Consider the following 18,597-nt stretch of genomic DNA (forward strand, 5'->3'; position numbering starts at 1 on the left):
GCGGCCGGGCCTTCGCCGCGCGAGGGGGCCTGCCCGCCAGGGCGGTTCAGGTCAGTTCGTCCGCGAGCAGGTCCATCAGCAGCCCGTCCTCCCACCGGCCCGTCCCGTGATCGCGCCAGTACGCGCGCATCACCCCCACCGGCTTGAAGCCGACCTTGCGGTAGCTGCGGATCGCCGCGGTGTTGGCCGCGGCCGGGTCGATGGTCAGCCGGTGGTGGCCGCGCTCCCGCACCAGCCAGCGGGCCAGGGTGCGCACCGCGTCGGTCCCCAGTCCCTGCCCGTGCCGGCGCGCCGTCAGGAAGACGTCGATCCCGGCGTGGCGGAACTCGGGGTCGTCCTCCTCCGAGAACTGCACGGCCCCGATGACCTCGTTCCCGTGCACGACCGCGAGCATGTCCGCGTAGTCCTCCGGGGGCGACCACCAGGCCGCGACCTCCGGCTCCCGCACGATCCCGTCCAGGATCTCCCGGTCCCCGGCCGACACCGGCCGCAAGTGGACCCTCTCCCCGCGCAGTTCCATGCCCACCAGTATCCGCGCCCACCCGTGTCCGCGCCGCGGTGGGCGCCGGGACCGGCCAACGGCTCAGGGCCCGCCCGGCCGGTCCGCCCCGAGGCCGCCCGGCCGGGTCGCGCGCCAGGCCAGCAGGGCGCCGGCCGCGCCGTACGCCATGAGCAGCACGCCCTCCCCGGCGTCCCGCCGCCGCTGGAGCGCCTGGTGGTTCCGCTGCTCCTCGTACGTCCGGGTCGCCACCGGGAGGGACCCCTCCAGCACCGAGCAGCCGGTGTCCCCGGGCCGCATCGGCCCCGGGTGCTCCTCCCCGTCCGCGCGCACGTTCTCCCCGGGGCACACGACCTCCGGCGCGGCGCCCAGCGCACCCGCGAGGCCCGCCGCACCCCACGCCACGGGCGCGAGGAAGAGCGCCACCAGCGCGGCCCGGTAGCTCACCGCACCCCCTGACGACTCGGTACCCGGGCGTCCCCGGGCGGTCCGGCCCGGCCCGGACGGGTCCCACGGTATACCGGCGGCGCCCGCGCCCTTCATGCATGCGTTCGAACTCTCGGGGCACGCGGGGGTGTACCGGCCGGGGCGCACAGCCGGGAGTCCGGCCCCCGCACCGGCTCGGGACATGCCCCTACGACGCACCGATGGACGGGAAGATGGCGACCACCGAGAGCACCGAGAGCACCGAAGGCCCGCGGGAGCCGCAGCGCATCGGCGCCCCGGCGGCCATGCGCCACGCGGCCGGCCAACTCGCCCAGCTCCTCGGACGCGAGCCCGGCGCGGTCTCCGCGCTCAAGGCCACGGACGAGGGCTGGTCGGCGGACGTGGAGCTCGTCGAGATCGAACGGGTCCCCGACACCGCGAGCGTGATGGCCTCGTACCGCGTCCAGCTCGACGCACAGGGCGAGCTGCTGGGCTACGAGCGGCTGCGCCGCTACGCCCGGGGGCAGCTCGACCGGTGAGCGGAACCGCGCTCACCGCACCACGTACGGAACATGACCCCAACCGGCCGACTGGAAGGGAAGACCATGTCTGTCGTTCAGCAATCCAACGCACCGAGCAGCGGAAGCGGCTCGGGAAACCTCTATGACGTCCTCGAACTCATCCTCGACCGGGGGCTGGTCATCGATGCCTTCGTCCGGGTCTCGCTGGTCGGCATCGAGATCCTCAAGATCGACGTACGGGTCGTCGTGGCCAGTGTGGACACCTATCTGCGGTTCGCCGAGGCGTGCAACCGGCTGGACCTGGAATCGGGCCGGAAGCAGCCGAGCCAGCTCACCGACCTGGTCGGCGAGGCGACCGAGAGCGGCGCCAAGGGCAAGTCGAAGGGCGCGCTGACCGGCGCGGTCGAGGCGTTCACCGACTCCCTCCAGAAGGGGCACGACGACGCCGGTGAGGAGGAGCGCCCGGCGCGCAAGTCCTCGTCCAGCACCAGCCGCCGTACCGCCCGCCGCCGGGAGGAGTGACCCATGGGGACCTACGTCTACGCCATCACCGCCGCCGACCACCCGCTGAACCTCGACGGCATCGCCGGCGTCGGAGACCCCGCCGCGCCGCTGCGCACCGTACGGGCCAAGGGCCTGACCGCGGTCGTCAGCGACGCCCCCGAGTCCCTGCGGGCCAAGCGCCGGGACCTCCTCGCCCACCAGGGCGTGCAGAGCCGGCTGATGGCCGACGGTGCCGTGCTGCCGATGCGGTTCGGCCTCGTGGGCGGCGACGACGAACAGGTCGCGGCCGTCCTGGAGGAGCAGCACGACAGCTACACCGCGCGTCTGGAAGAGGTCGGCGGCCGGCTGGAGTACCACCTGAAGGTGGCGCGCGAGGAGGACGACCTGCTGCGGGAGATCATGCGGGAGTCCGACGAGGTCCGGCGGCTCAACGACCGCACCCGCCGGAGCCCCGGGGCGCACCAGGACAAGATGGCGCTCGGCGAGCTGGTGGCCCGCGAGGTCCAGGCGCGGCAGGAGCGCACGGGCTCCGAACTCGTCGAGCGACTGGCCCCGGCGGCGGAGCGCAGCGCGGTCGCCGAGCCGACGAAGACGCACTTCCTGAACGTGTCGTTCCTGGTCCCGCGGGAGCGGGCCGCCGCCTTCTCGGAGGCCGTGCACAAGGAGGCCGGCCGGCGTGGCGACGCCTACACGTTCAGTCTGCACGGCCCGCTGCCGCCGTACAGCTTCGTCTGACCTCCGCAACGGTCCGTCCGCGTCCGCCCGGACCCCACGAGGGGAGTTCCCTCCATGGGCCTCATCACCCATCTCCTGACCCTTCCGCTGGCACCGGTGCGCGGCACCGTCTGGGTGCTGGACCAGGTCCTGCTCACCGCGGAGCGCGAGTACTGCGACCCGGAGCCCGTACGCCGTGAACTGGCCGATTTGGAAAGGCAGTTGACGGAAGGACGCATCGGGGAGGAGGAGTTCGACCGGCGCGAGGACGAGCTGCTGGACCGCCTCGCCCAGCTGGAGGCCCACCAGCGGCGGCTCGGTCCCGGCTCCTGACGGCGCCCGGCACGAGGCGTACCGCCGAAGGGCCACGGACCGCCGGTGCCCCCGAGGCCACGGATGCCGGCGACGACACCGACGACAGCGACGACAGCGACGACACCGACGACAGCTACGACACCGAGGAGAACGAGGTGTACGCAGGATGATGAACGGCGCCAAGATAGGCGTGGCCCTCGCCGGGGGCTACGTACTGGGACGCACGAAGAAGGCCAAACTCGCCATCGGCCTGGGCATGTACCTGGCCGGCAAGCGGCTGAGCCCGGATCCGCAGCAGCTGAAGAAGCTGGTGGCCGACTCGCCCCTCTTCGGCCAGCTCAACGACCAGGTCCGCAGGGAACTGCTGGACGCCACGAAGTCCGCCGCGGCCACCGCGCTCACCCGCCGCATGTCCGGCCTCGCCGACTCCCTGCACGAACGGACCCGGGAACTGGAGGGCGGCCGGCCGGACGCCGAGGCGGACGAGGACGAGGACGGGGCGAAGGACGCGCCGAAGGGCGAGGACACGGAAGAGGACGGGGAGGAGGACGCGGCGGCGGAGAGCTCCGGCCGGCCGGCACGGTCCGGCCGTGCCGCCCGGTCCTCGAAGACCTCGTCCCGGGCCAAGGCCGCCGCCTCGTCCAAGCCGTCCAGGTCCGCCGAGCGCGGTGCCCGCACGGCGAAGTCGGGCGCCCGGAAGAGCACGTCGGGAGCGCGGAAGGCCGCCGCGCGCAAGGGTTCCGGCCGGGGAGGCAGCGATGAGTGAGTCCACGCTCGGCACGGTGAAGGACGAGGTGGTGGGGAGCCCGGCCGCCGCGGAGCTGAAGGAGGAGTTCCAGCGGTACCTGCGGGCCCGCGCGGAGCACACCGTCACCGGCCTCGGCCACCGGCTCGGCCGGAGCATCGCCCGGCTGGGCGGGTCCGCGACGGGCGGCGGCGGACTGGCCGCCGGCACCTCGCAGGTCAAGGACGCCGTCAAGGACGCGGTCAAGGGCGCCGTCAAGGACGCGGTGACCGGCAAGGCCAAGGGCCTGCTCGGCACGGAGCGGTCCGGCAAGGGCCGCAAGGGCGGCGGCGCGGCCCGGAGCGTGACGATCGTCGAGGACATCGACGTGGGCGTACCGGTGCGCGAGGCGTACGACCAGTGGACCCAGTTCCAGGAGTTCAGCACCTTCGCCAAGGGCGTCGTCAGCGTCGAGCAGACCGACGACACCACCAGCAACTGGACGGTGAAGGTCGCCAGGTCGACCCGCAGCTGGCGGGCGAACGTCACCGAGCAGATACCGGACGAACGCATCGCCTGGACCACCGAGGGCGCCAAGGGCACGGTCAAGGGCGTGGTGACCTTCCACCGCCTCACCGAGGACCTGACCCGGGTGCTGCTGGTGCTGGAGTACTTCCCCCGGGGGCTGCTGGAGCGGACGGGCAACCTCTGGCGCGCCCAGGGCCGCCGCGCCCGCCTCGACCTCAAGGAGTACCGCAAGTTCCTGATGCTGCGCGGCGAGGCCACCGACGGTTGGCGGGGGGAGATCCAGGACGGCGAGGTCGTCGTCCCCCACGACGAGGCCGCAGAGGACTGATCACGTGTCCGATTCACTGGCCGGCCGGATGGGGCCCGGCACGCCGGCGTCCCCGTACGGCGGGCAGGGTTCCTCCGCCAACCTGGCCGACATCCTGGAGCGGGTGCTCGACCGGGGGGTGGTGATCGCCGGCGACATCCAGATCAACCTGCTCGACATCGAACTGCTCACGATCAAACTGCGGCTGCTGGTCGCATCCGTCGACAAGGCCAAGGAGATGGGGATCGACTGGTGGGAGCACGACCCGTCGCTCTCCTCCCGGGCCCGCCCGCCCCAGCAGGTCGCCGGCCCGCCCGAGACCACCCCGGCCGGGCAGCAACTCGCCCTGGAGAACGCGCGGTTGCGCGCCGAACTGGCCGAACTGCGGGCCGCCGCCCGGCCGCAGGACCTCCCGCACCCCGACCCCGCCCGTGAGGAGGAACGGTGACCACCGACGTACCGGCCGCCCCCGCCACCGCCACCATGTCCTACGTCTACGCCGTCGGCCGGGCGGGCCCGGCCCTCGACGCGGCCGCACGCGGGCTCGCGGGGCCGGCGGACGGTCCGCTGCGCACGGTCGCATCGGGGCCGCTGGCGGCGCTGGTCTCCTCGGTGCCGGCCGACGCCTACGGCGAGGAGGGCCTGCGGGCCCGGCTCGCGGACCTCACCGAACTGGCGGCGCTGGCCCGCGCGCACCACGCGGTGGTCGACGCCGCGTACGCCCGCACCACGGTCCTGCCGCTGCGGCTGGCCACCGTCTACCTGGACGACGCCCGGGTCCGGGCAATGCTCGACGAGCGCGGCCCGGCCTTCGCCCAGGCGCTCGGACGGCTCGAAGGCCAGGTGGAACTGGGCGTGAAGGTGTACGCCGATCCGCGGGCGGCGGCCGCCGCGGAGCCCGAACCGCAGGCCGCCGAGGACCCCGCGACGGCCGGCCGGACGCCCCCGGAACCGGGTGCGCCGGGCCCGGGCCGGGCCTACCTGCGGCAGCGCCGGCAGCAGCGGCGCCGGCACCAGGACGCGTACCGCGCCGCCGGGGCCGTCGCGGCGGGGATCCGGGACCGGGTGGCCACCATCGCCCTGGACCGGGTCGCGCACCGGCCCCAGCAGGGCGAACTGGCCGGTGCCGCCGGCGAGAACATCGCCAACGACGCCTACCTGGTCCCCGCCCGGCGGGTGCGGGAATTCCGCCGGGCCCTGGCGGGCGCGGCCGACGGGCTCCCCGGCGTCCGCGTCGAACTGACCGGCCCGTGGGCCCCGTACTCCTTCGCCACCCCGCCCCCGCCGGCCGCGCCCGGGGAGCCGCGGTGACCGCCCGGCCCCCCGGCGGCGCGGCCGGCCCCCGGCCCGCGCCGGGCTCGCCGCTCCCCGACACCTCCGGGATCACCGACCTCTTTGGGGAGGAGGCGCTCGCCGGCCGCCAGGTCGCCCTCATCGACCTCCTGGACCGCCTGCTGAACGGCGGCGCCGTGCTCACCGGTGACCTGGTGCTGTCGGTCGCCGACGTGGACCTCGTACGCATCAACCTGCGGGCGGTCATCCACGCGATCACCCCCGACGACCCCGCGCCGTGGTGACCGCCCCGCCCCGACGACACGGAGGACTCATGACGCCACACCAGGCAGCGGAACCGGCGTTCGGCCTCGCCCCGGCCCGGGCGGGGGAGCACCGGCCGGGCAGTGCGGCGGCCCAGCGCCTGGGGACCGACCCGGACACCGTGGAGCGCGACCTCATCAAGCTGGTGCTGACCCTCGTCGAGCTGCTGCGGCAGCTCATGGAGCGCTCCGCGCTGCACCGCGTCGACCAGGGCGACCTGAGCGAGGAGCAGGAGGAGCGGATCGGCCTGACGCTGCTGACCCTCCAGGACCGGATGTCCGACCTCTGCGCCCAGCACGGCCTGACCCTGGCCGACCTGAACCTGGACCTCGGCCCGCTGGGCTCCCTGCTGCCCCGGAACGACGGGGCCTGACCGGCCGGGCCCCGCACGGCGCGGCGTCAGGTCCCGAGCCGCCCGGGGACCACCAGCCCGGTCTCGTAGGCGGCGATCACGGCCTGGACCCGGTCGCGGAGCCCCAGTTTGGCCAGGACGTTGCTGACGTGCGTCTTCACGGTGTGCTCGCTCACCACCAGCGCCGCGGCGATCTCCGCGTTGGACAGGCCGGCGCCGAGCAGGCGCATCGTCTCGCGCTCGCGGGCGGTGAGGACGTCCAGGCGTTCCCTGCGCAGTGGCGCGGCGGCGGCCCCCGAGATGAAGGCCGCGATCAGGGTGCGGGTGACGGAGGGGGCGAGCAGCGAGTCGCCCGCGGCGACCACGCGGACCGCGTGCACGAGATCGTCCCGCCGCACGTCCTTGAGCAGGAACCCGCTCGCGCCCGCGGCCAGGGCGTCGAAGAGGTAGTCGTCCTGCCCCCACGTGGTCAGCATGATCACCCGGCAGTCCGTTGCGCCGCAGATGACCCGGGCCGCCTCGATACCGTCCATCCCCGGCATCCGGATGTCCAGCAGGACGACGTCGGGGCGGTGGGCGCGGGCGGCGCCGACCGCGTCGAACCCGTCCCCGCTCTCCGCGACGACCTCGATACCGGGCTGCGCCGCCAGGATCATCACGAACCCGGCGCGCACCAGCTCCTGGTCGTCGGCCACGAGCACCCGAATGGTCATGCCACCACCCCCACGTCCGGCGCGGACAGCGGGAGCCGCGCCCGTACCTCGAAGCCCGGGAGGCGGTCCTCCCGGGGGCCGGCCGTCGCGGTCCCGCCGCAGGCGGCGGCCCGTTCGCGGAGGCCGATCAGGCCGTTCCCGCCGGACGGCAGGCCCTGGCCCGCACCCCGGCCGTCGTCGGTGACGCGGATCTCCAGCCCGTCACCGCACCAGCGCAGCCGCACCTCGGCACGGCCGGCCCCGGCGTGCTTGACGACGTTGGTCAGCGCCTCCTGCACGATCCGGTACGCGGCGGCCGCGCAGTCGGCGGGCACCGGACGCGGCGCGCCCTCCGCCGTACTGGCCACCTCCAGGCCCGCTCGCGCGACCTGGCGGAGCAGCCCGGGCAGGTCCTGGAGGGTCGGCTGCGGGGTGCGCGGGTCGTCCCGGCCCTTGAGGACGGCCAGCATCCGGCGCAGCTGGTCCAGGGCGTCGCGCCCGGTGCCGGCGATCGCGCCGAACGCGGCGGCGGCGCGGGCGGGTTCGGTCTCCAGCACCACCGGGCCGGCCTCGGCCTGGACGACCATCAGGCTGATGGAATGGGCCAGGACGTCGTGCATGTCCCGGGCGATCTGGGCCCGTTCGCGTTCGGCGGCGCGCTCCTCGTCCACCCGGCGGTCGCGTTCGAGGCGGGCGGCGCGTTCGGCCAGGGCGGCCGCCGCGGCGCGGGAGCCTGCAAAGGCCCGGCCGAGCGCGTACGCGGCGACGTACAGGACGACACCGCGCGCCGCGGTGTCCGGTGAGCCGACCGAGGCCAGGCCGGCCGCGCAGATCGCCAGGTACACCGGTACCCGCACCCTCGGCGGGGAGCCGGACGCCATGCCGTGCAGCGCGATGAGGGTGCCGTACCAGAGGGGCTGCGGGGCGAGCGGGGCGGCGAGGTCGTAGAGACTGGCGAACGCGGCGCTGACCAGCAGCGCCGCCGCCGGTGCCCGCCGCCGCACCACCAGCGGGAGCGAGGCTCCGACCGCGGCGGCGTATCCCCACCAGTGCCAGGGGCGTCCGGTGTCGCTGGGCACGAACAGCAGGGGCGCCAGCTGGGCGGCGGTGGTGAGGCCGGTGAGGAGGACGTCCGACCACGGCGAACCCGCCAGCCGGCGGAGCGCAGGGGGCAGGGGCAGTGCGGACATAGAGGTCGGATTCTTCCACAGGGGGTGTCGCCGGGCTCTCACCCGTGCGCAGCGGCAGGAGCGCTGCCACGCCGGGGGTACGGGGCGAGTCCGGCGCACAGCAGCAGGCCCACCGCCGGCAGCGCGTCCGGCCCCAGGAGGGAGACCAGCACGGCGAGCCCCACCGCCACCGCCCGCCACACGGGTACGGCCCGGACCCGTGCCAGGTGGCAGAACGAGGCGAGCAACCCCACGTACAGCAGCACCGGTCCCGCGGTGTAGACGACGAGGTCCACCCCGGGGACGCCCTGGATGCGGGCGAACATCGCGCGCATGGCCTCGTGGTCCGCGGCGAGGGCGCCGACGGCCAGATCGGCGGAGATCTGCGCCATCGCGCAGACGGCCCCGACGAGGCCGACCCCCGCCGTCGCCGTCGCGAACGGACCGCGGCCCGCGAGCCGGCGCAGTTCCCACAACACCGGGACGAAGAGGACCAGCGCCGCGAGGAATGCCAGGTGCCCGGCCGTCCAGGCCGGACCCGGACCGCGCTCACCGTCCAGGCCGTCCAGCACGCGGAGCCCCGCGTACCCGACGACCAGCAGCGGCGCGGCCGTGAAGACGAACGTTTTTGCCATGCCGCGATCCTCACCGCGTCGCGCCCTGTGCACATCGCCGACGCGACCCATCTCCCGCTCCCCCCTGGGAGGGAGGCCCCGCACGGCCCGGCGGCCGTTCTCCAGGCGCTGGGCGCGGTGGGTGAGGTGGCGGCGTTCGGGGGCGCTGTGGGTGCGGGCGGCCGCCGCGCGGTAGGCGTGTGCGGCGGCTTCGTCGTGGCCGAGCAGGTCCAGCAGGTGGGCGCGGGTGGCCAGGAGGCGGTGGTGGCGGGCCAGGCGGGGGTCGCTCTCCAGCCGCGCCAGGAGGTCGAGGCCGGCGGCCGGGCCGTGGACCATGGCGAGGGCGATGGCGCGGTTGAGGCTGATCACCGGGTTGGGCCCGAACCGCTCCAGGAGGGTGTAGAGGGTGAGGATCTGGGGCCGGTCCGTGGCGTCGGTGTGCTCGGCCTCGTCGTGCACGGCGGCGATGGCGGCCTGGAGTTGGTAGGGGCCGGCCTGCCCGCGGGGCAGCGTGCGGCTGATCAGGTCCACGCCCTCGGCGATCAGTTGGCGGTCCCACAGACCGCGGTCCTGCTCCGCCAGCGGCACCAACGCGCCGTTCGGCCCGGTACGGGCGGGGCGGCGTGCGTCGGTCAGCAGCATCAAGGCGAGCAGCCCGGCGGTCTCGGCGTCCTCGGGCACCAGGCGGTGCAGCAGCCGGGTGAGGCGGATCGCCTCGGTGGAGAGTTCCGGCGCGGTCAGAGCGGTGCCGCCGGTGGCGGTGTAGCCCTCGTTGAAGATCAGGTACAGCACGTGGCGGGCGGCGGCCAGCCGTGCGGCACCGGCGGAGCCCCCCGGCCGGGCCAAGGGGGTGCCGGCCGCCCTGAGGGCCCGCTTGGCCCGGCTGATGCGCTGGGCCATCGTCGCCTCGGGTACCAGGAACGCCGCGGCGATCTGCGCGGTGCTCAGGCCGCCGGCCGCGCGCGGCGCCTGGGGCACCCCGGTCTCCGGCCACTGCAACGCGGCGGCCAACAGCGCCTCCTGGACGGCGTCCTCGGCCGCGTCGAAGGACCCGTACCGGCGGACGAGCGCGCCGAGGACCTGCGGCGCCAGCGCGCGCAGCAGGTCCTCGACGCCGTGGTGGGCGGTGCTTCCCGCGCGCCCCGTCGGCGCGCTCTCACCCTTCGGTCGGAACAGGAAACCCGCCCTCGACATCCCGCGACACCGTTCTCCGACGTTTCTTCAGCCCCTCTGCCGCCTCCCCGGAGCAGCTTCCTCCGCCCGGAGCTTCGCCGCCCGCTCGGACGGGTCGTAGGCGGGGCCGACGCCCTCGACCAGGACGAGGTCCCCGTCGATGTGGTCGGTCCGCAGCCGCAGGATGTCCTGGTAGGCGGGGGACGCGTACCACGCGCGGGCCGTGGCCAGGTTCGGGAACTCGATCAGCACCATGGTGCCGGGCCAGTCGCCCTCCACCACCTCGGCCGGCGGGCCGTGGATCAGGAAGCGGCCGTGGAACGGGTCGAGCGTGCCTTGGATCCGTGCCAGGTACTCCAGGATGTCGGGGTGGTGGCGGCGGCCACGGAGATGCGCAAAACCGTAGGCGGACACGCGCGGTTCCTCCATTCGTTCCGGTACGGCTCGAACGTAGCCCCGCGCGCCGCGGGCCGCGATTACCGGCGAGGTAAGCGAGTCAGCCCCGCAGCTCCGTGAGGAACTCGACCAGCGCGGCGGTCACCTCCGCCGGCCGCTCCTGCTGGGTCCAGTGGCCGCAGCCCGGCAGCACGAGCGGAGCGCGCCGCAGGTCGGGCAGCAACTCCGGCAGCCGTTCGATGAGTTCGGGGGTTCCGGGGAAGGACGCGACCAGGTCCCGGTCGCCGTACACGTACAGCGCGGGCGTGGACACCACGGCGCCGTGCCAGGGGGCGGTCAGCTCCCAGTTGCGGTCCAGGTTGCGGTACCAGTTCAGCGCGCCGGTGAAGCCCTGCGCGTAGGAGGCGGTGAGCTCGTCCAGGTCCTCCTCGGTGAGCCAGCCCGGCAGCTCCTCGGGGTCGGCCATGTCCGCGAGCCAGCCCCGTGCCGGGTCGGACACCAGGGCCCGGTCGGGCCGGCCGGCGCCGGGGGCGTCACCGGAGCCGGAGTAGAGCAGTTTGCGCAGCCCGGCGCGGGTGTCGCGGGCGAACTCGGCGTCCGCGGCCCCGGGTTGGTTGAAGTAGTTCCAGTAGAACCGCCCGCCGAACCGCTCCTGCATGGCCGCCAGCGGCGGGTGCTCCCCCCGGAACGGCGGCGGCACGCTCAGTCCCGCCACCCCGCGCACCACATCGGGCCGCAGCAGCGCGGTGTGCCAGGCCACCGGCGCGCCCCAGTCGTGCCCCACCACGAACGCCTCCCGCTCGCCCAGGGCGTGGATCAGCCCGACCACGTCCCCGACGAGGTGCAGGATGCTGTACGCCGCCACGTCCTCCGGGTGGTCGCTGCGGCCGTATCCGCGCTGGTCGGGGGCGACGACCCGGAAGCCGGCGGCGGCCAGCGGGGCGAACTGGTGGCGCCAGGAGTGCCAGGACTCGGGGAAGCCGTGCAGCAGCACGACCAGCGGCCCCTCGCCCTCCTCCGCGATGTGCAGCCGGATGCCGTTCACGTCGATCATGCGATGCTCAACCATGCGGCGAACATACTCCTGCGCGCGTACCGGGAACGGCTCAGGTGCCCGGCCGCGCCGGTCCCGACGTGCTTGACCGCGGGGCGCGCGGGAGGCCGATACTTCCGGTACTTTCGGTGCTTCGCGCGCAGGGTTCGGCGCGCGGGAGACGGGGGCTGCGGTGGGTGGAGCACAGGACGGCGCGGCGGAGCGGGCCCGGGGGCTGGCCCGGGAGGCCGTGCGGCAGCTGGCGCCGGAGGAGTTGGCGCTCTTCGAGGAGACGGCCGCGGCGTACTTCGACGATCCGCGGCAGGAGGGCCGCCGGACGCGTCCGGAGCCGCTGGGCATCGGCATCGACGCCGTCCTCATCGGGACGCTGACCCAGTTCGCGCTGCCGGTCGCGGCGGCCGTCGTGAGCAACATCGCCACCGACGCGCTGCGCCGGGAGGGCCGGCGGGGCCGGTGGTGGCGCCGGTCGCGGCGCACCGGCGGTGCGGAGGGCGGCGGGGGCGGCGGCGGGGACAATCCGTTCGCCGCCCCGGGCACCGGGCCCGCCGCGGTGGCGGGGCGGCCCCCCGGCCCCGGGGAGCTGGAGCGGCTGCGGCGGATCGCCCACGACCGGGCCACCGCCCTGGGACTGCCGCCCGCGCAGGCGCAGTTGCTGGCGGACGCCGTCATCGGCGGTCTGCTGGCACCCCCGGCCCCGGACGAGGAGGAGAACGCCTCATGAGCGCCGCGCCGGCCCCGGCAGCCGGCGCTCCGCCGGGCATGCCGCACCCCTTCCGGATGCCGTCCGGAACCTCGCTGCGGTTCGCGCTGCTCATCCTGAGCACGTCGACGGCGATGGCGGTGGCCCTGGGCGGGGCCGTCAGCACGGCGGCGTACTTCGGCCTGGGCGGCGGCGTGGACGGCCTGGCCGACGCCCTCCGCTGCACGGCCGAGCACTTCCCCGACACCGCCGCCGACCCCGGCCGGCTCTCCCGCATCTGCCCGCTGCCGGACCTCGGCAGCGGCACCGCCGTCGAACTGCCCGCCCTGGCGGCGCTCTGGCTGGCCGTCGGCGCCGTCTACTGGCTGCTGCCCGCCTACCGGGTCCGCCGGCGCCGGCTCCGCCCCCTGCCGGACACCCTCACCGGCATCCGGAGCACCCTCGCGGAACTGGTGGCGCTCGCCGGACTGCGGTGCCGGGTGCGCTTCGTCGCCGACTGGCGCGACCCGGCCCCCACCGGGCTCGCGTTCGGCCGCGTCGGCCGCCGCCAGGTGATGCTCAGCGGCGGTCTGCTGCAACTGCACCGGCAGGACCCCGAGGCGTTCCGCGCGATCGTCCTGCACGAACTGGCGCACCTGCGCAACCGCGATGTGGACATCGCCTTCCTCACGCTGATCTGCCAGCGGCTGTTCGTCACCGCGCTCGCGCTCCCCATGGCCGTCACCGCGCCGTTCGCGCTCCTGGTCGCCGTGGTGCTGATGCCCGGCGGCCTCCTCTACCAACTCCTGCTCATCGTCACCCAGTGCGCCCTCGCCGCCACCGTCGTCCTCACCGGCACCGCGGTCCTGCGCAGCCGCGAGCTGTACGCGGACGCCCGGGTCGCGGTGTGGACCGGGGGAGCCCACGCGCTGCGCCGCATGCTCACCGCCCAGCAGCACCTGGACCGGCCCGGCCGCCGCCTCCCGCCCGCCCTGCGCCCGCACCCCGCCGCCGCACGGCGGCTGGCGGCCCTGAGCGACACCAGGCTGCTGTTCGGCTTCGGCCCGTGGGAAGCGTTCGGCCTGGCGCTGACCTGCTCGCTCGTCTACCAGCAACTGGCCCGGTGGACCGAGGAGGCCGCCCGCCTCGGCAGCTCCGGCAGCCCGCTGTCCGCGGCCGTCCCCGCGGTCCTGCTGGGCGGTGGCGTGGCGATGGGCGTCTGGCGGGCGACGCTGGCCGCCCGGCTGGACGGCGACCGGTGGCGCGGCGCCCACCGCACGGGGCTGGCCATGGCCGCCGGGCTCGTCATGGGAACGTTCGGGGACCAGGTGCGCAGCACGGCGCTGGCCCTCGGCCTCGCCGACTCGCTCCCCGTCCAACTGGCCTGGTGGCTGGTCCTGGGGGCGGTCGGCTACGGATACGTGCGGTGGAACGCGGCGACGGCCCGGCTCTGGGCCCCCGCCGTGCTGGCCGCCCGCCGCCCCCTCCGGCTCGTCGCGGCCGGCTGCGCGGCCGGCGTCGCGCTGCTGAGCGTCTGGCTGGCACACGCCTACGCCGCGGGCAGCCCCGGCTTCGACCTGCTCACGCCGCCCCGCCCGCTGAACCTCCTCCCCACCCCGCTGGACTACCTGGGGTACGTGTTCTCCACGGCCTTCGTCCTCCCGCCGCCGGCCGGGGTGCTCGCGCTGGTCCTGCTCACGGCCACGCTCCCGCTCGCCGCGCCGCTCGCCGTCCGGCTCTCCCGCCGCAGCCGCGTCCGCGTGCCCGGTACGGGGCCCGAGCGATTCCTGCTCCGGCCGCTGCCCGCCGCGCACGCGGCCGCGCTGCTCGCACCGCCGGTGCTGCGTCCCGCGCGGGCCGTCGTGCAGGGCGCGGTGTTCGGCGCGGCCGCCGGGCTCGGGCTGTGGCTGTGGCACCTGTGCTGCGCGGTGGTCCTCCCCGGGCCGATCGTCCGGCTCGGCGCGGTCGTCACCTTCTATCCGGTGGCCTTCGCGGTGCTGCTGCAACTCGCCGTCGGCTTCGTCGTCGCCTGGCGGCAGGCGACCGCTGAACTCCGCGCCGTCCACGGTGTCCTGGGCACCCTGGGCGCCGGCCTGCCGCTGCCCCTGGCCGCCTTCACCGCCCGCGCCCACTTCGCCTGCCTGCACTGGGGCTCCGGCCACCTGGCCTGCCGCCCGGCGCCCGACCTGGAGCTGGCGCTCACCACGACCCCCCTCATCACGGTGTGGACCACCGCCCTGGCCCTCCTGCTCCTCCCCGCCTGGACCGGCCTGCGCGACCGTGCCCGCCGCTGAGCGCCCGCCGGCGGACTACCCCAGGCACGCCTCCACCCGCCCCGCGAAGTCCAGCACCGCCGCGGCACCGGGGGACCAGCCGCGGGCGGTGGGGCGGTGCAGGGTCTGGACGAGCAGGACCGCGCCCTCGGGGAGCGGTTCGATCACCAGCCGCCGGGCCACCTGCCAGGTGTGGTTCCGGTCGGGACCGGCCGTGGTGGGCGTCAGCGCCCGGGCCGCGTCGGTGAGGCCGCTGTCGTGGTTCAGGCGGTCCGCGGTGGCGGGGTCGCCTGTGAAGCGGGCCGGGGCGGCACCGCCCGGCGCGCTCAGCTCGACGGCCGCGGGCACCGGGGCGGTGGCCAGCGGTACCGCGTAGAGGAGGGGGCCCAGCCCCAGGCTGCGGCGGAGCCCGGCGCGCCCGGACAGGACCCCGGCCCGGAGTTCGAAGCGCCGGGGGGCGGTGGCGTCGACGTAGAGGAAGCAGTGCGTCGGCGCGGGCATCCCGCTGAACCGCGCACGCGGCGGGAGCAGGCTCCCGGCCGGGACGCCGGTGCTCCCGGCGGGCAGTGCCGTGGCCAACGGCGGCAGCGCCAGGCCCAGTTCGGCTCCCAGGGCGGCGGTGAGGTCGGCGGCGGCCTGCTCGGCGGTGGCGTTCCGGCCGGCCCAGATCGCGGCGGGCATGGTGGGTCTCCTCGCTCGGTCAGGAAAGGCCGGCGGCTTCCCGGCGGACCTGGGCGGCCTGCTGGTCCTGGCCCCGGGCGTCCAGGAGTTCGCTCAGCCGGCCCAGTGCCGCCCGGCGCTCGGCCTGGAACCGTCCCGGCCGGGCCCGGGTGAGCGCCCGCCAGGCGTCGGCGGCCTCCCCGGCCCGGCCCAGGGCCTCCGACTCCCGGCCCCGGGCGGCCAGTTCGTCGCGGTCGGCGTCCAGCTGCCGGGCCTGCCGCAGCAGCGCCTGCGTGGGGTCCTCGACCGGGGCCGGCGCGGCGGCCTCCTCGCGGGCCACCCGGCGCCGGCGGACGGACACGCTGAGATACCCCACCAGGGCGATCAGCGCGCCGGTGAGGACGGCGGAGACCAGTTTGTGCAGAAGTTCGTCCATGGGGATACCCGTTCACTCGCTGCGGACGCGCACCCGCCGAGGCACGCGGGGGCGCGGCGGGCGCCCGAACGGTCCGTTCGGCGCCCCGTCCCGGCCACTGTCGCCGCAGGCGCTGAAATGCCGATGAAACCCCGGTGGGGCGCGGGACGGTGGCGCCGGGGGAGGGCCGGAGCACGGCGCCGCGGGACGGCCGGCGAGGCGTCGTACCCCCTCGCCGGCCGCCCCGCGGCGCGCGTGGCAGGCGCCCTACCGGGCGTCGTACCAGGTGATGCCGTCACCGCCGTCCTGGGCGATGGTCTGCGTCATGATGTTGCCCTCCTGCCAGTACGTGGGGTGCTGGTTCACGAAGCCGGGCACGGACCGCAGGGACGTGGCGTCGCACGCCAGGTCGGTGCGGATGCAGAAGCGCCGCACCGGGACGCCCTCGTACGCGGCCGGCGCGGCCCCCGTGGAGGTGAACCCCAGCGCGCTCCAGCCCTTGGGGACCCGCGCCCACACGCCGGTGCCGGGCTGCATGGGGTCGGCGTAGAGCATGCCGTTCACCTGCGAGCGCGGTATCGCGGTGCGGCCGGCGGCGATGGTGGCGAGCACCTGGTCGGCCACCTGGGCGCCCTGGGAGTAGCTCACCAGCGTGAGGCGGGCGGCCGGGTCGCGGCGGTGGGTGGCCTCGGCGGCGGCCAGCAGGTTGCGGTACCCCTCGCGGACGCTGGCGTCGTAGCTCGGGGCGTTGAGGTCGGGCGCGTTGTGGCCGTTGAGCCAGGGGCCGGCGCTCGCCGGGTAGCAGACCGGCACCGGAATGCCGCCGTCGAGATGCTTGTTGGCAAAGGCGTACGTGGAGGTGCAGTCGGGCGCGGGCGCCGCCGAGCCGGTGCCGCCGACCTCCAGGTAGTAGTGGTGCACCGGAGCGGCGTGGGCGACGGAGGGTGTCGCGGCGGTCAGGGCCGCCAGGGCCGCCGCCGCTCCGGCCGTGCCGATCGCCTTCTTCCATCTGGTGCGCAGGGTCATCGCTGGGCTTCTCCTCGAAGTGCGGTGGGGCACGTGCGTGGTTCCGCGCCGACGTTAGCGGCGGCCGTTGGAATGGCGATGAAACGCAAGGCGGTCAGCGGACGTCCCCGGTGCGGCACTGCTCCGCGAGCGCCCGGAAGACGAAGAGGTTGGGAATCCCGGACACCGCCGGCCCGAGCCGGTGCCGCTGCCCACCGAGGGTGAGCACGACGAACCCCTCCTGCACGCCGATCCGCCGCACCCGCTGCCACGGCGCGCACAGCGCTCCGGCGCCGACCCCCTCCCGGGTCAGCCAGATCTCCCCGAAGCAGACCCGCTCCCCCCGGCGCAGCGCGGCCAGCGCACCGGGCAACTGGGCCCGCAGGACGGCCCGTGGGAGCTCGTGCTCCCACGGGCGCGGGTCGCCGCCCGCCGGGCCGCCGACCAGCACCAGGCGCCGGTGCTCGACGTCGGTGAGCGTGTGCAGGACGGCGGCGCCGGCCGGGGACCCGCCGCGCGGCCGGGCACACTGCCGGAACACCGCGGTGGTGGCGTAGCGGACGACGTGGATCCGGCCCTGCACGGCGACCGTCATCCCGTGCTCGTAGAGGTCCAGCCGCGCGTTCGGGCTCGCCCGCGCCGCGGTGGCGCGGCCGTACGGGACGCGGGCCGGCCGGCGGCCGAGCACCCGGAACAGGCCGGTCCGGGCGCGCGGGCGGTACGCGGTCGCCGGGTGGGTGGCCAGCCGCCGGCCCAGGCGTGCCCGCCCGGCCGCCGCGGAGACCCGCGCCAGCAGCAGCTCCTCGCCGCGGGTGCGCGGCGCCGGGCCGGTCACGGCGCGCCCGGCGCGAGGCCGGCGTCGCAGCCGCCCAGGATCGTCCGGTGCGCCCGCCGCAGCAGCGGGCTCGGCGGCACCCCCAGCTCGTCGGCCAGCCGGCGCCGGGTGCGTTCGTAGACGCCCAGCGCGTCGGCCTGCCGGCCGCTGTGGCACAGCGCCCGCATCAGCAGCGCGGCGACCGGTTCGTCCAGCGGCTGCGCCGCGGCCAGCGCCCACAGCTCACCGACCGCCTCCGGGTGCCGGCCCAGCCGCAGTTGCAGCTCCAGCTTGCGCAGCGCCAGGGCGGTCCGGCGCTCGGTGAGCCGCAGCCGCTCCAGCTCGGCGAACGGCCCCGGCAGCCCGGCCAGCGGCTCCCCGCGGAACAGCTCCAGCGCCTGGGCCAGCACGCGGACCGCCTCGGCCGCCTCGCCGGCCCGCTCGGCGGCACCGGCCGCGGTGACCCGCTCCTCCAGGCGCGCCACGTCCACCTCGACCGCGTCCGGGACCAGCCGGTAGCCGCACCGGTCGTGCCGGATCACCGACTCCGCGCCGTGCTCCGCCTGGAGGACCTTCCGCAGCCGGTAGATGTAGACCGGCACGACCTTGGTGAGCGGCGGCTCCATCCCCCAGACCGCGTCCAGCAGTTCGTCCTTGCCGACCGCCCGCTCCCGGCACAGCGCCAGTGCCGCGAGGACGGCCTGCTGGCGCAGGTGGCCCAGGTCCACCGGCTGCCCGTCGCGCCAGGCCCGCAGCGGCCCGAGGACGGAGATCCGCACCCGCGGTCCGCGGGGCCGGCGGACCGCGGTCCGCGGCACGGGCGGGGCCGTGCCGCGCGGGCCCCGGCCGGGCACCACCAGCCCGCTGTCGAAGGCGTGGACGATGGCGGCGGCCCGGTCGCGCAGGTCGAGCTTGGCGAGGACCCGGCCGAGGTGGACGCCGACGGCGTTCTCCGGGAGGGCGAGGGTGCGGGCGATCTCCGTGTCCGTCAGGCCGCAGCCGACCGCGCGGAGCACCTCGCGCTCCTGGCGGGTGAGCGGGGGATCGGTCGGCCGGCCGAGGGTCGCGGTCGTCGGCATTGCGGGCTCTCCTGGTGTGTGGGGGGGACGGGCGGTCGGTCCCGACGCTGGCCCCGGGGCGGGCGAACGGACAGGCCAGCAGACCGGC

Annotated in this window: 23 protein-coding genes and 1 pseudogene; 12 read left to right on the plus strand and 12 right to left on the minus strand. The window is 75.9% G+C overall.

Annotated features, from left to right (window positions below; translation table 11 throughout):
* Nucleotides 1–46: 46 nt before the first annotated feature.
* Both aac(6') and MUU72_RS22565 read right to left on the minus strand, forming a co-directional pair.
* On the minus strand, nt 47–520 hold the full coding sequence (gene aac(6') / locus MUU72_RS22560) for an aminoglycoside 6'-N-acetyltransferase (RefSeq protein WP_248015179.1): 474 nt from the start codon (nt 518–520) through the stop codon (nt 47–49).
* A 63-nt stretch (nt 521–583) separates the two neighbouring features.
* Entirely contained in the window at nt 584–946 is a 363-nt protein-coding gene (locus MUU72_RS22565) for a hypothetical protein (protein ID WP_248015180.1), read from the minus strand.
* Nucleotides 947–1,146: 200 nt separating this feature from the next.
* On the opposite strand from MUU72_RS22565, the gene MUU72_RS22570 reads away from it, so the two are divergent.
* The 10 genes from MUU72_RS22570 (at nt 1,147) to MUU72_RS22615 (ending at nt 6,507) form a co-directional block, all read left to right on the plus strand.
* Nucleotides 1,147–1,464, plus strand: coding sequence for a gas vesicle protein GvpO (locus tag MUU72_RS22570; protein WP_372503241.1), 318 nt, complete (start codon nt 1,147–1,149; stop codon nt 1,462–1,464).
* A gap of 66 nt (nt 1,465–1,530) precedes the next feature.
* Nucleotides 1,531–1,968, plus strand: coding sequence for a gas vesicle structural protein GvpA (locus MUU72_RS22575; protein ID WP_248015181.1), 438 nt, complete (start codon nt 1,531–1,533; stop codon nt 1,966–1,968).
* Between the two features lie 3 nt (nt 1,969–1,971).
* On the plus strand, nt 1,972–2,685 hold the full coding sequence (locus MUU72_RS22580) for a GvpL/GvpF family gas vesicle protein (protein WP_248015182.1): 714 nt from the start codon (nt 1,972–1,974) through the stop codon (nt 2,683–2,685).
* 54 nt (nt 2,686–2,739) lie between these two features.
* Nucleotides 2,740–2,997, plus strand: a complete 258-nt coding sequence (locus tag MUU72_RS22585) for a gas vesicle protein GvpG (RefSeq protein WP_248015183.1) — start codon at nt 2,740–2,742, stop codon at nt 2,995–2,997.
* 151 nt (nt 2,998–3,148) lie between these two features.
* The gene (locus MUU72_RS22590; protein WP_248015184.1) at nt 3,149–3,745 is read left to right on the plus strand and encodes a hypothetical protein; all 597 of its coding nucleotides are present in this window, start codon (nt 3,149–3,151) and stop codon (nt 3,743–3,745) included.
* Nucleotides 3,738–4,559, plus strand: a complete 822-nt coding sequence (locus tag MUU72_RS22595) for an SRPBCC family protein (RefSeq protein WP_248015185.1) — start codon at nt 3,738–3,740, stop codon at nt 4,557–4,559. The genes MUU72_RS22590 and MUU72_RS22595 overlap by 8 nt, the downstream gene beginning before the upstream one ends.
* A 28-nt stretch (nt 4,560–4,587) precedes the next feature.
* Nucleotides 4,588–4,986, plus strand: coding sequence for a gas vesicle protein (locus MUU72_RS22600; RefSeq protein WP_282504469.1), 399 nt, complete (start codon nt 4,588–4,590; stop codon nt 4,984–4,986).
* Nucleotides 4,983–5,849 (plus strand): GvpL/GvpF family gas vesicle protein, encoded by an 867-nt coding sequence (locus tag MUU72_RS22605; protein WP_248015187.1) that lies wholly within the window; start codon nt 4,983–4,985, stop codon nt 5,847–5,849. Before MUU72_RS22600 ends, MUU72_RS22605 begins: the two co-directional genes overlap by 4 nt.
* Nucleotides 5,846–6,115 carry a gas vesicle protein gene (locus MUU72_RS35655; RefSeq protein ID WP_248015188.1) on the plus strand — a complete coding sequence of 90 codons (270 nt, stop codon included), beginning with the start codon at nt 5,846–5,848 and terminating at the stop codon, nt 6,113–6,115. Before MUU72_RS22605 ends, MUU72_RS35655 begins: the two co-directional genes overlap by 4 nt.
* A 29-nt stretch (nt 6,116–6,144) precedes the next feature.
* The gene (locus MUU72_RS22615) at nt 6,145–6,507 is read left to right on the plus strand and encodes a gas vesicle protein K (protein WP_248015189.1); all 363 of its coding nucleotides are present in this window, start codon (nt 6,145–6,147) and stop codon (nt 6,505–6,507) included.
* Nucleotides 6,508–6,533: 26 nt separating this feature from the next.
* Here MUU72_RS22615 and MUU72_RS22620 read toward each other — a convergent pair whose 3' ends face one another.
* From MUU72_RS22620 to MUU72_RS22640, 5 genes and pseudogenes are all read right to left on the minus strand, one after another.
* The gene (locus MUU72_RS22620) at nt 6,534–7,199 is read right to left on the minus strand and encodes a response regulator (protein WP_248015190.1); all 666 of its coding nucleotides are present in this window, start codon (nt 7,197–7,199) and stop codon (nt 6,534–6,536) included.
* The gene (locus tag MUU72_RS22625) at nt 7,196–8,368 is read right to left on the minus strand and encodes a sensor histidine kinase (protein ID WP_248015191.1); all 1,173 of its coding nucleotides are present in this window, start codon (nt 8,366–8,368) and stop codon (nt 7,196–7,198) included. Before MUU72_RS22625 ends, MUU72_RS22620 begins: the two co-directional genes overlap by 4 nt.
* A 713-nt stretch (nt 8,369–9,081) precedes the next feature.
* Nucleotides 9,082–10,155, minus strand: a pseudogene (locus MUU72_RS22630) (RNA polymerase sigma factor); the annotation flags it as partial.
* 27 nt (nt 10,156–10,182) lie between these two features.
* On the minus strand, nt 10,183–10,548 hold the full coding sequence (locus tag MUU72_RS22635) for a DUF1330 domain-containing protein (RefSeq protein WP_248015192.1): 366 nt from the start codon (nt 10,546–10,548) through the stop codon (nt 10,183–10,185).
* A gap of 82 nt (nt 10,549–10,630) precedes the next feature.
* Nucleotides 10,631–11,599: an alpha/beta fold hydrolase gene (locus tag MUU72_RS22640; RefSeq protein WP_248015193.1), complete on the minus strand. Its 969-nt coding sequence runs from the start codon at nt 11,597–11,599 to the stop codon at nt 10,631–10,633.
* A 157-nt stretch (nt 11,600–11,756) separates the two neighbouring features.
* Between MUU72_RS22640 and MUU72_RS22645 the strand changes: the two genes are divergently transcribed.
* Both MUU72_RS22645 and MUU72_RS22650 read left to right on the plus strand, forming a co-directional pair.
* Nucleotides 11,757–12,305: a hypothetical protein gene (locus tag MUU72_RS22645; RefSeq protein ID WP_248015194.1), complete on the plus strand. Its 549-nt coding sequence runs from the start codon at nt 11,757–11,759 to the stop codon at nt 12,303–12,305.
* Nucleotides 12,302–14,557, plus strand: coding sequence for a M56 family metallopeptidase (locus tag MUU72_RS22650; protein WP_248015195.1), 2,256 nt, complete (start codon nt 12,302–12,304; stop codon nt 14,555–14,557). Before MUU72_RS22645 ends, MUU72_RS22650 begins: the two co-directional genes overlap by 4 nt.
* A gap of 15 nt (nt 14,558–14,572) precedes the next feature.
* Here MUU72_RS22650 and MUU72_RS22655 read toward each other — a convergent pair whose 3' ends face one another.
* The 5 genes from MUU72_RS22655 to MUU72_RS22675 all read right to left on the minus strand — a co-directional run bounded on the left by MUU72_RS22655 (nt 14,573) and on the right by MUU72_RS22675 (nt 18,509).
* A complete protein-coding gene (locus MUU72_RS22655) occupies nt 14,573–15,217 on the minus strand; it encodes a hypothetical protein (RefSeq protein WP_248015196.1) in 645 nt (214 codons plus the stop codon).
* Between the two features lie 19 nt (nt 15,218–15,236).
* Entirely contained in the window at nt 15,237–15,632 is a 396-nt protein-coding gene (locus MUU72_RS22660) for a hypothetical protein (RefSeq protein ID WP_248015197.1), read from the minus strand.
* A 246-nt stretch (nt 15,633–15,878) separates the two neighbouring features.
* The gene (locus MUU72_RS22665) at nt 15,879–16,637 is read right to left on the minus strand and encodes a PE-PPE domain-containing protein (RefSeq protein ID WP_248015198.1); all 759 of its coding nucleotides are present in this window, start codon (nt 16,635–16,637) and stop codon (nt 15,879–15,881) included.
* 94 nt (nt 16,638–16,731) lie between these two features.
* Nucleotides 16,732–17,451: a DUF6585 family protein gene (locus MUU72_RS22670; RefSeq protein WP_248015199.1), complete on the minus strand. Its 720-nt coding sequence runs from the start codon at nt 17,449–17,451 to the stop codon at nt 16,732–16,734.
* Nucleotides 17,448–18,509: an AfsR/SARP family transcriptional regulator gene (locus MUU72_RS22675; protein WP_248015200.1), complete on the minus strand. Its 1,062-nt coding sequence runs from the start codon at nt 18,507–18,509 to the stop codon at nt 17,448–17,450. Before MUU72_RS22675 ends, MUU72_RS22670 begins: the two co-directional genes overlap by 4 nt.
* Nucleotides 18,510–18,597: the final 88 nt, after the last annotated feature.

This window comes from Streptomyces rhizoryzae, from assembly GCF_023155275.1.
Lineage (GTDB): Bacteria > Actinomycetota > Actinomycetes > Streptomycetales > Streptomycetaceae > Streptomyces > Streptomyces rhizoryzae.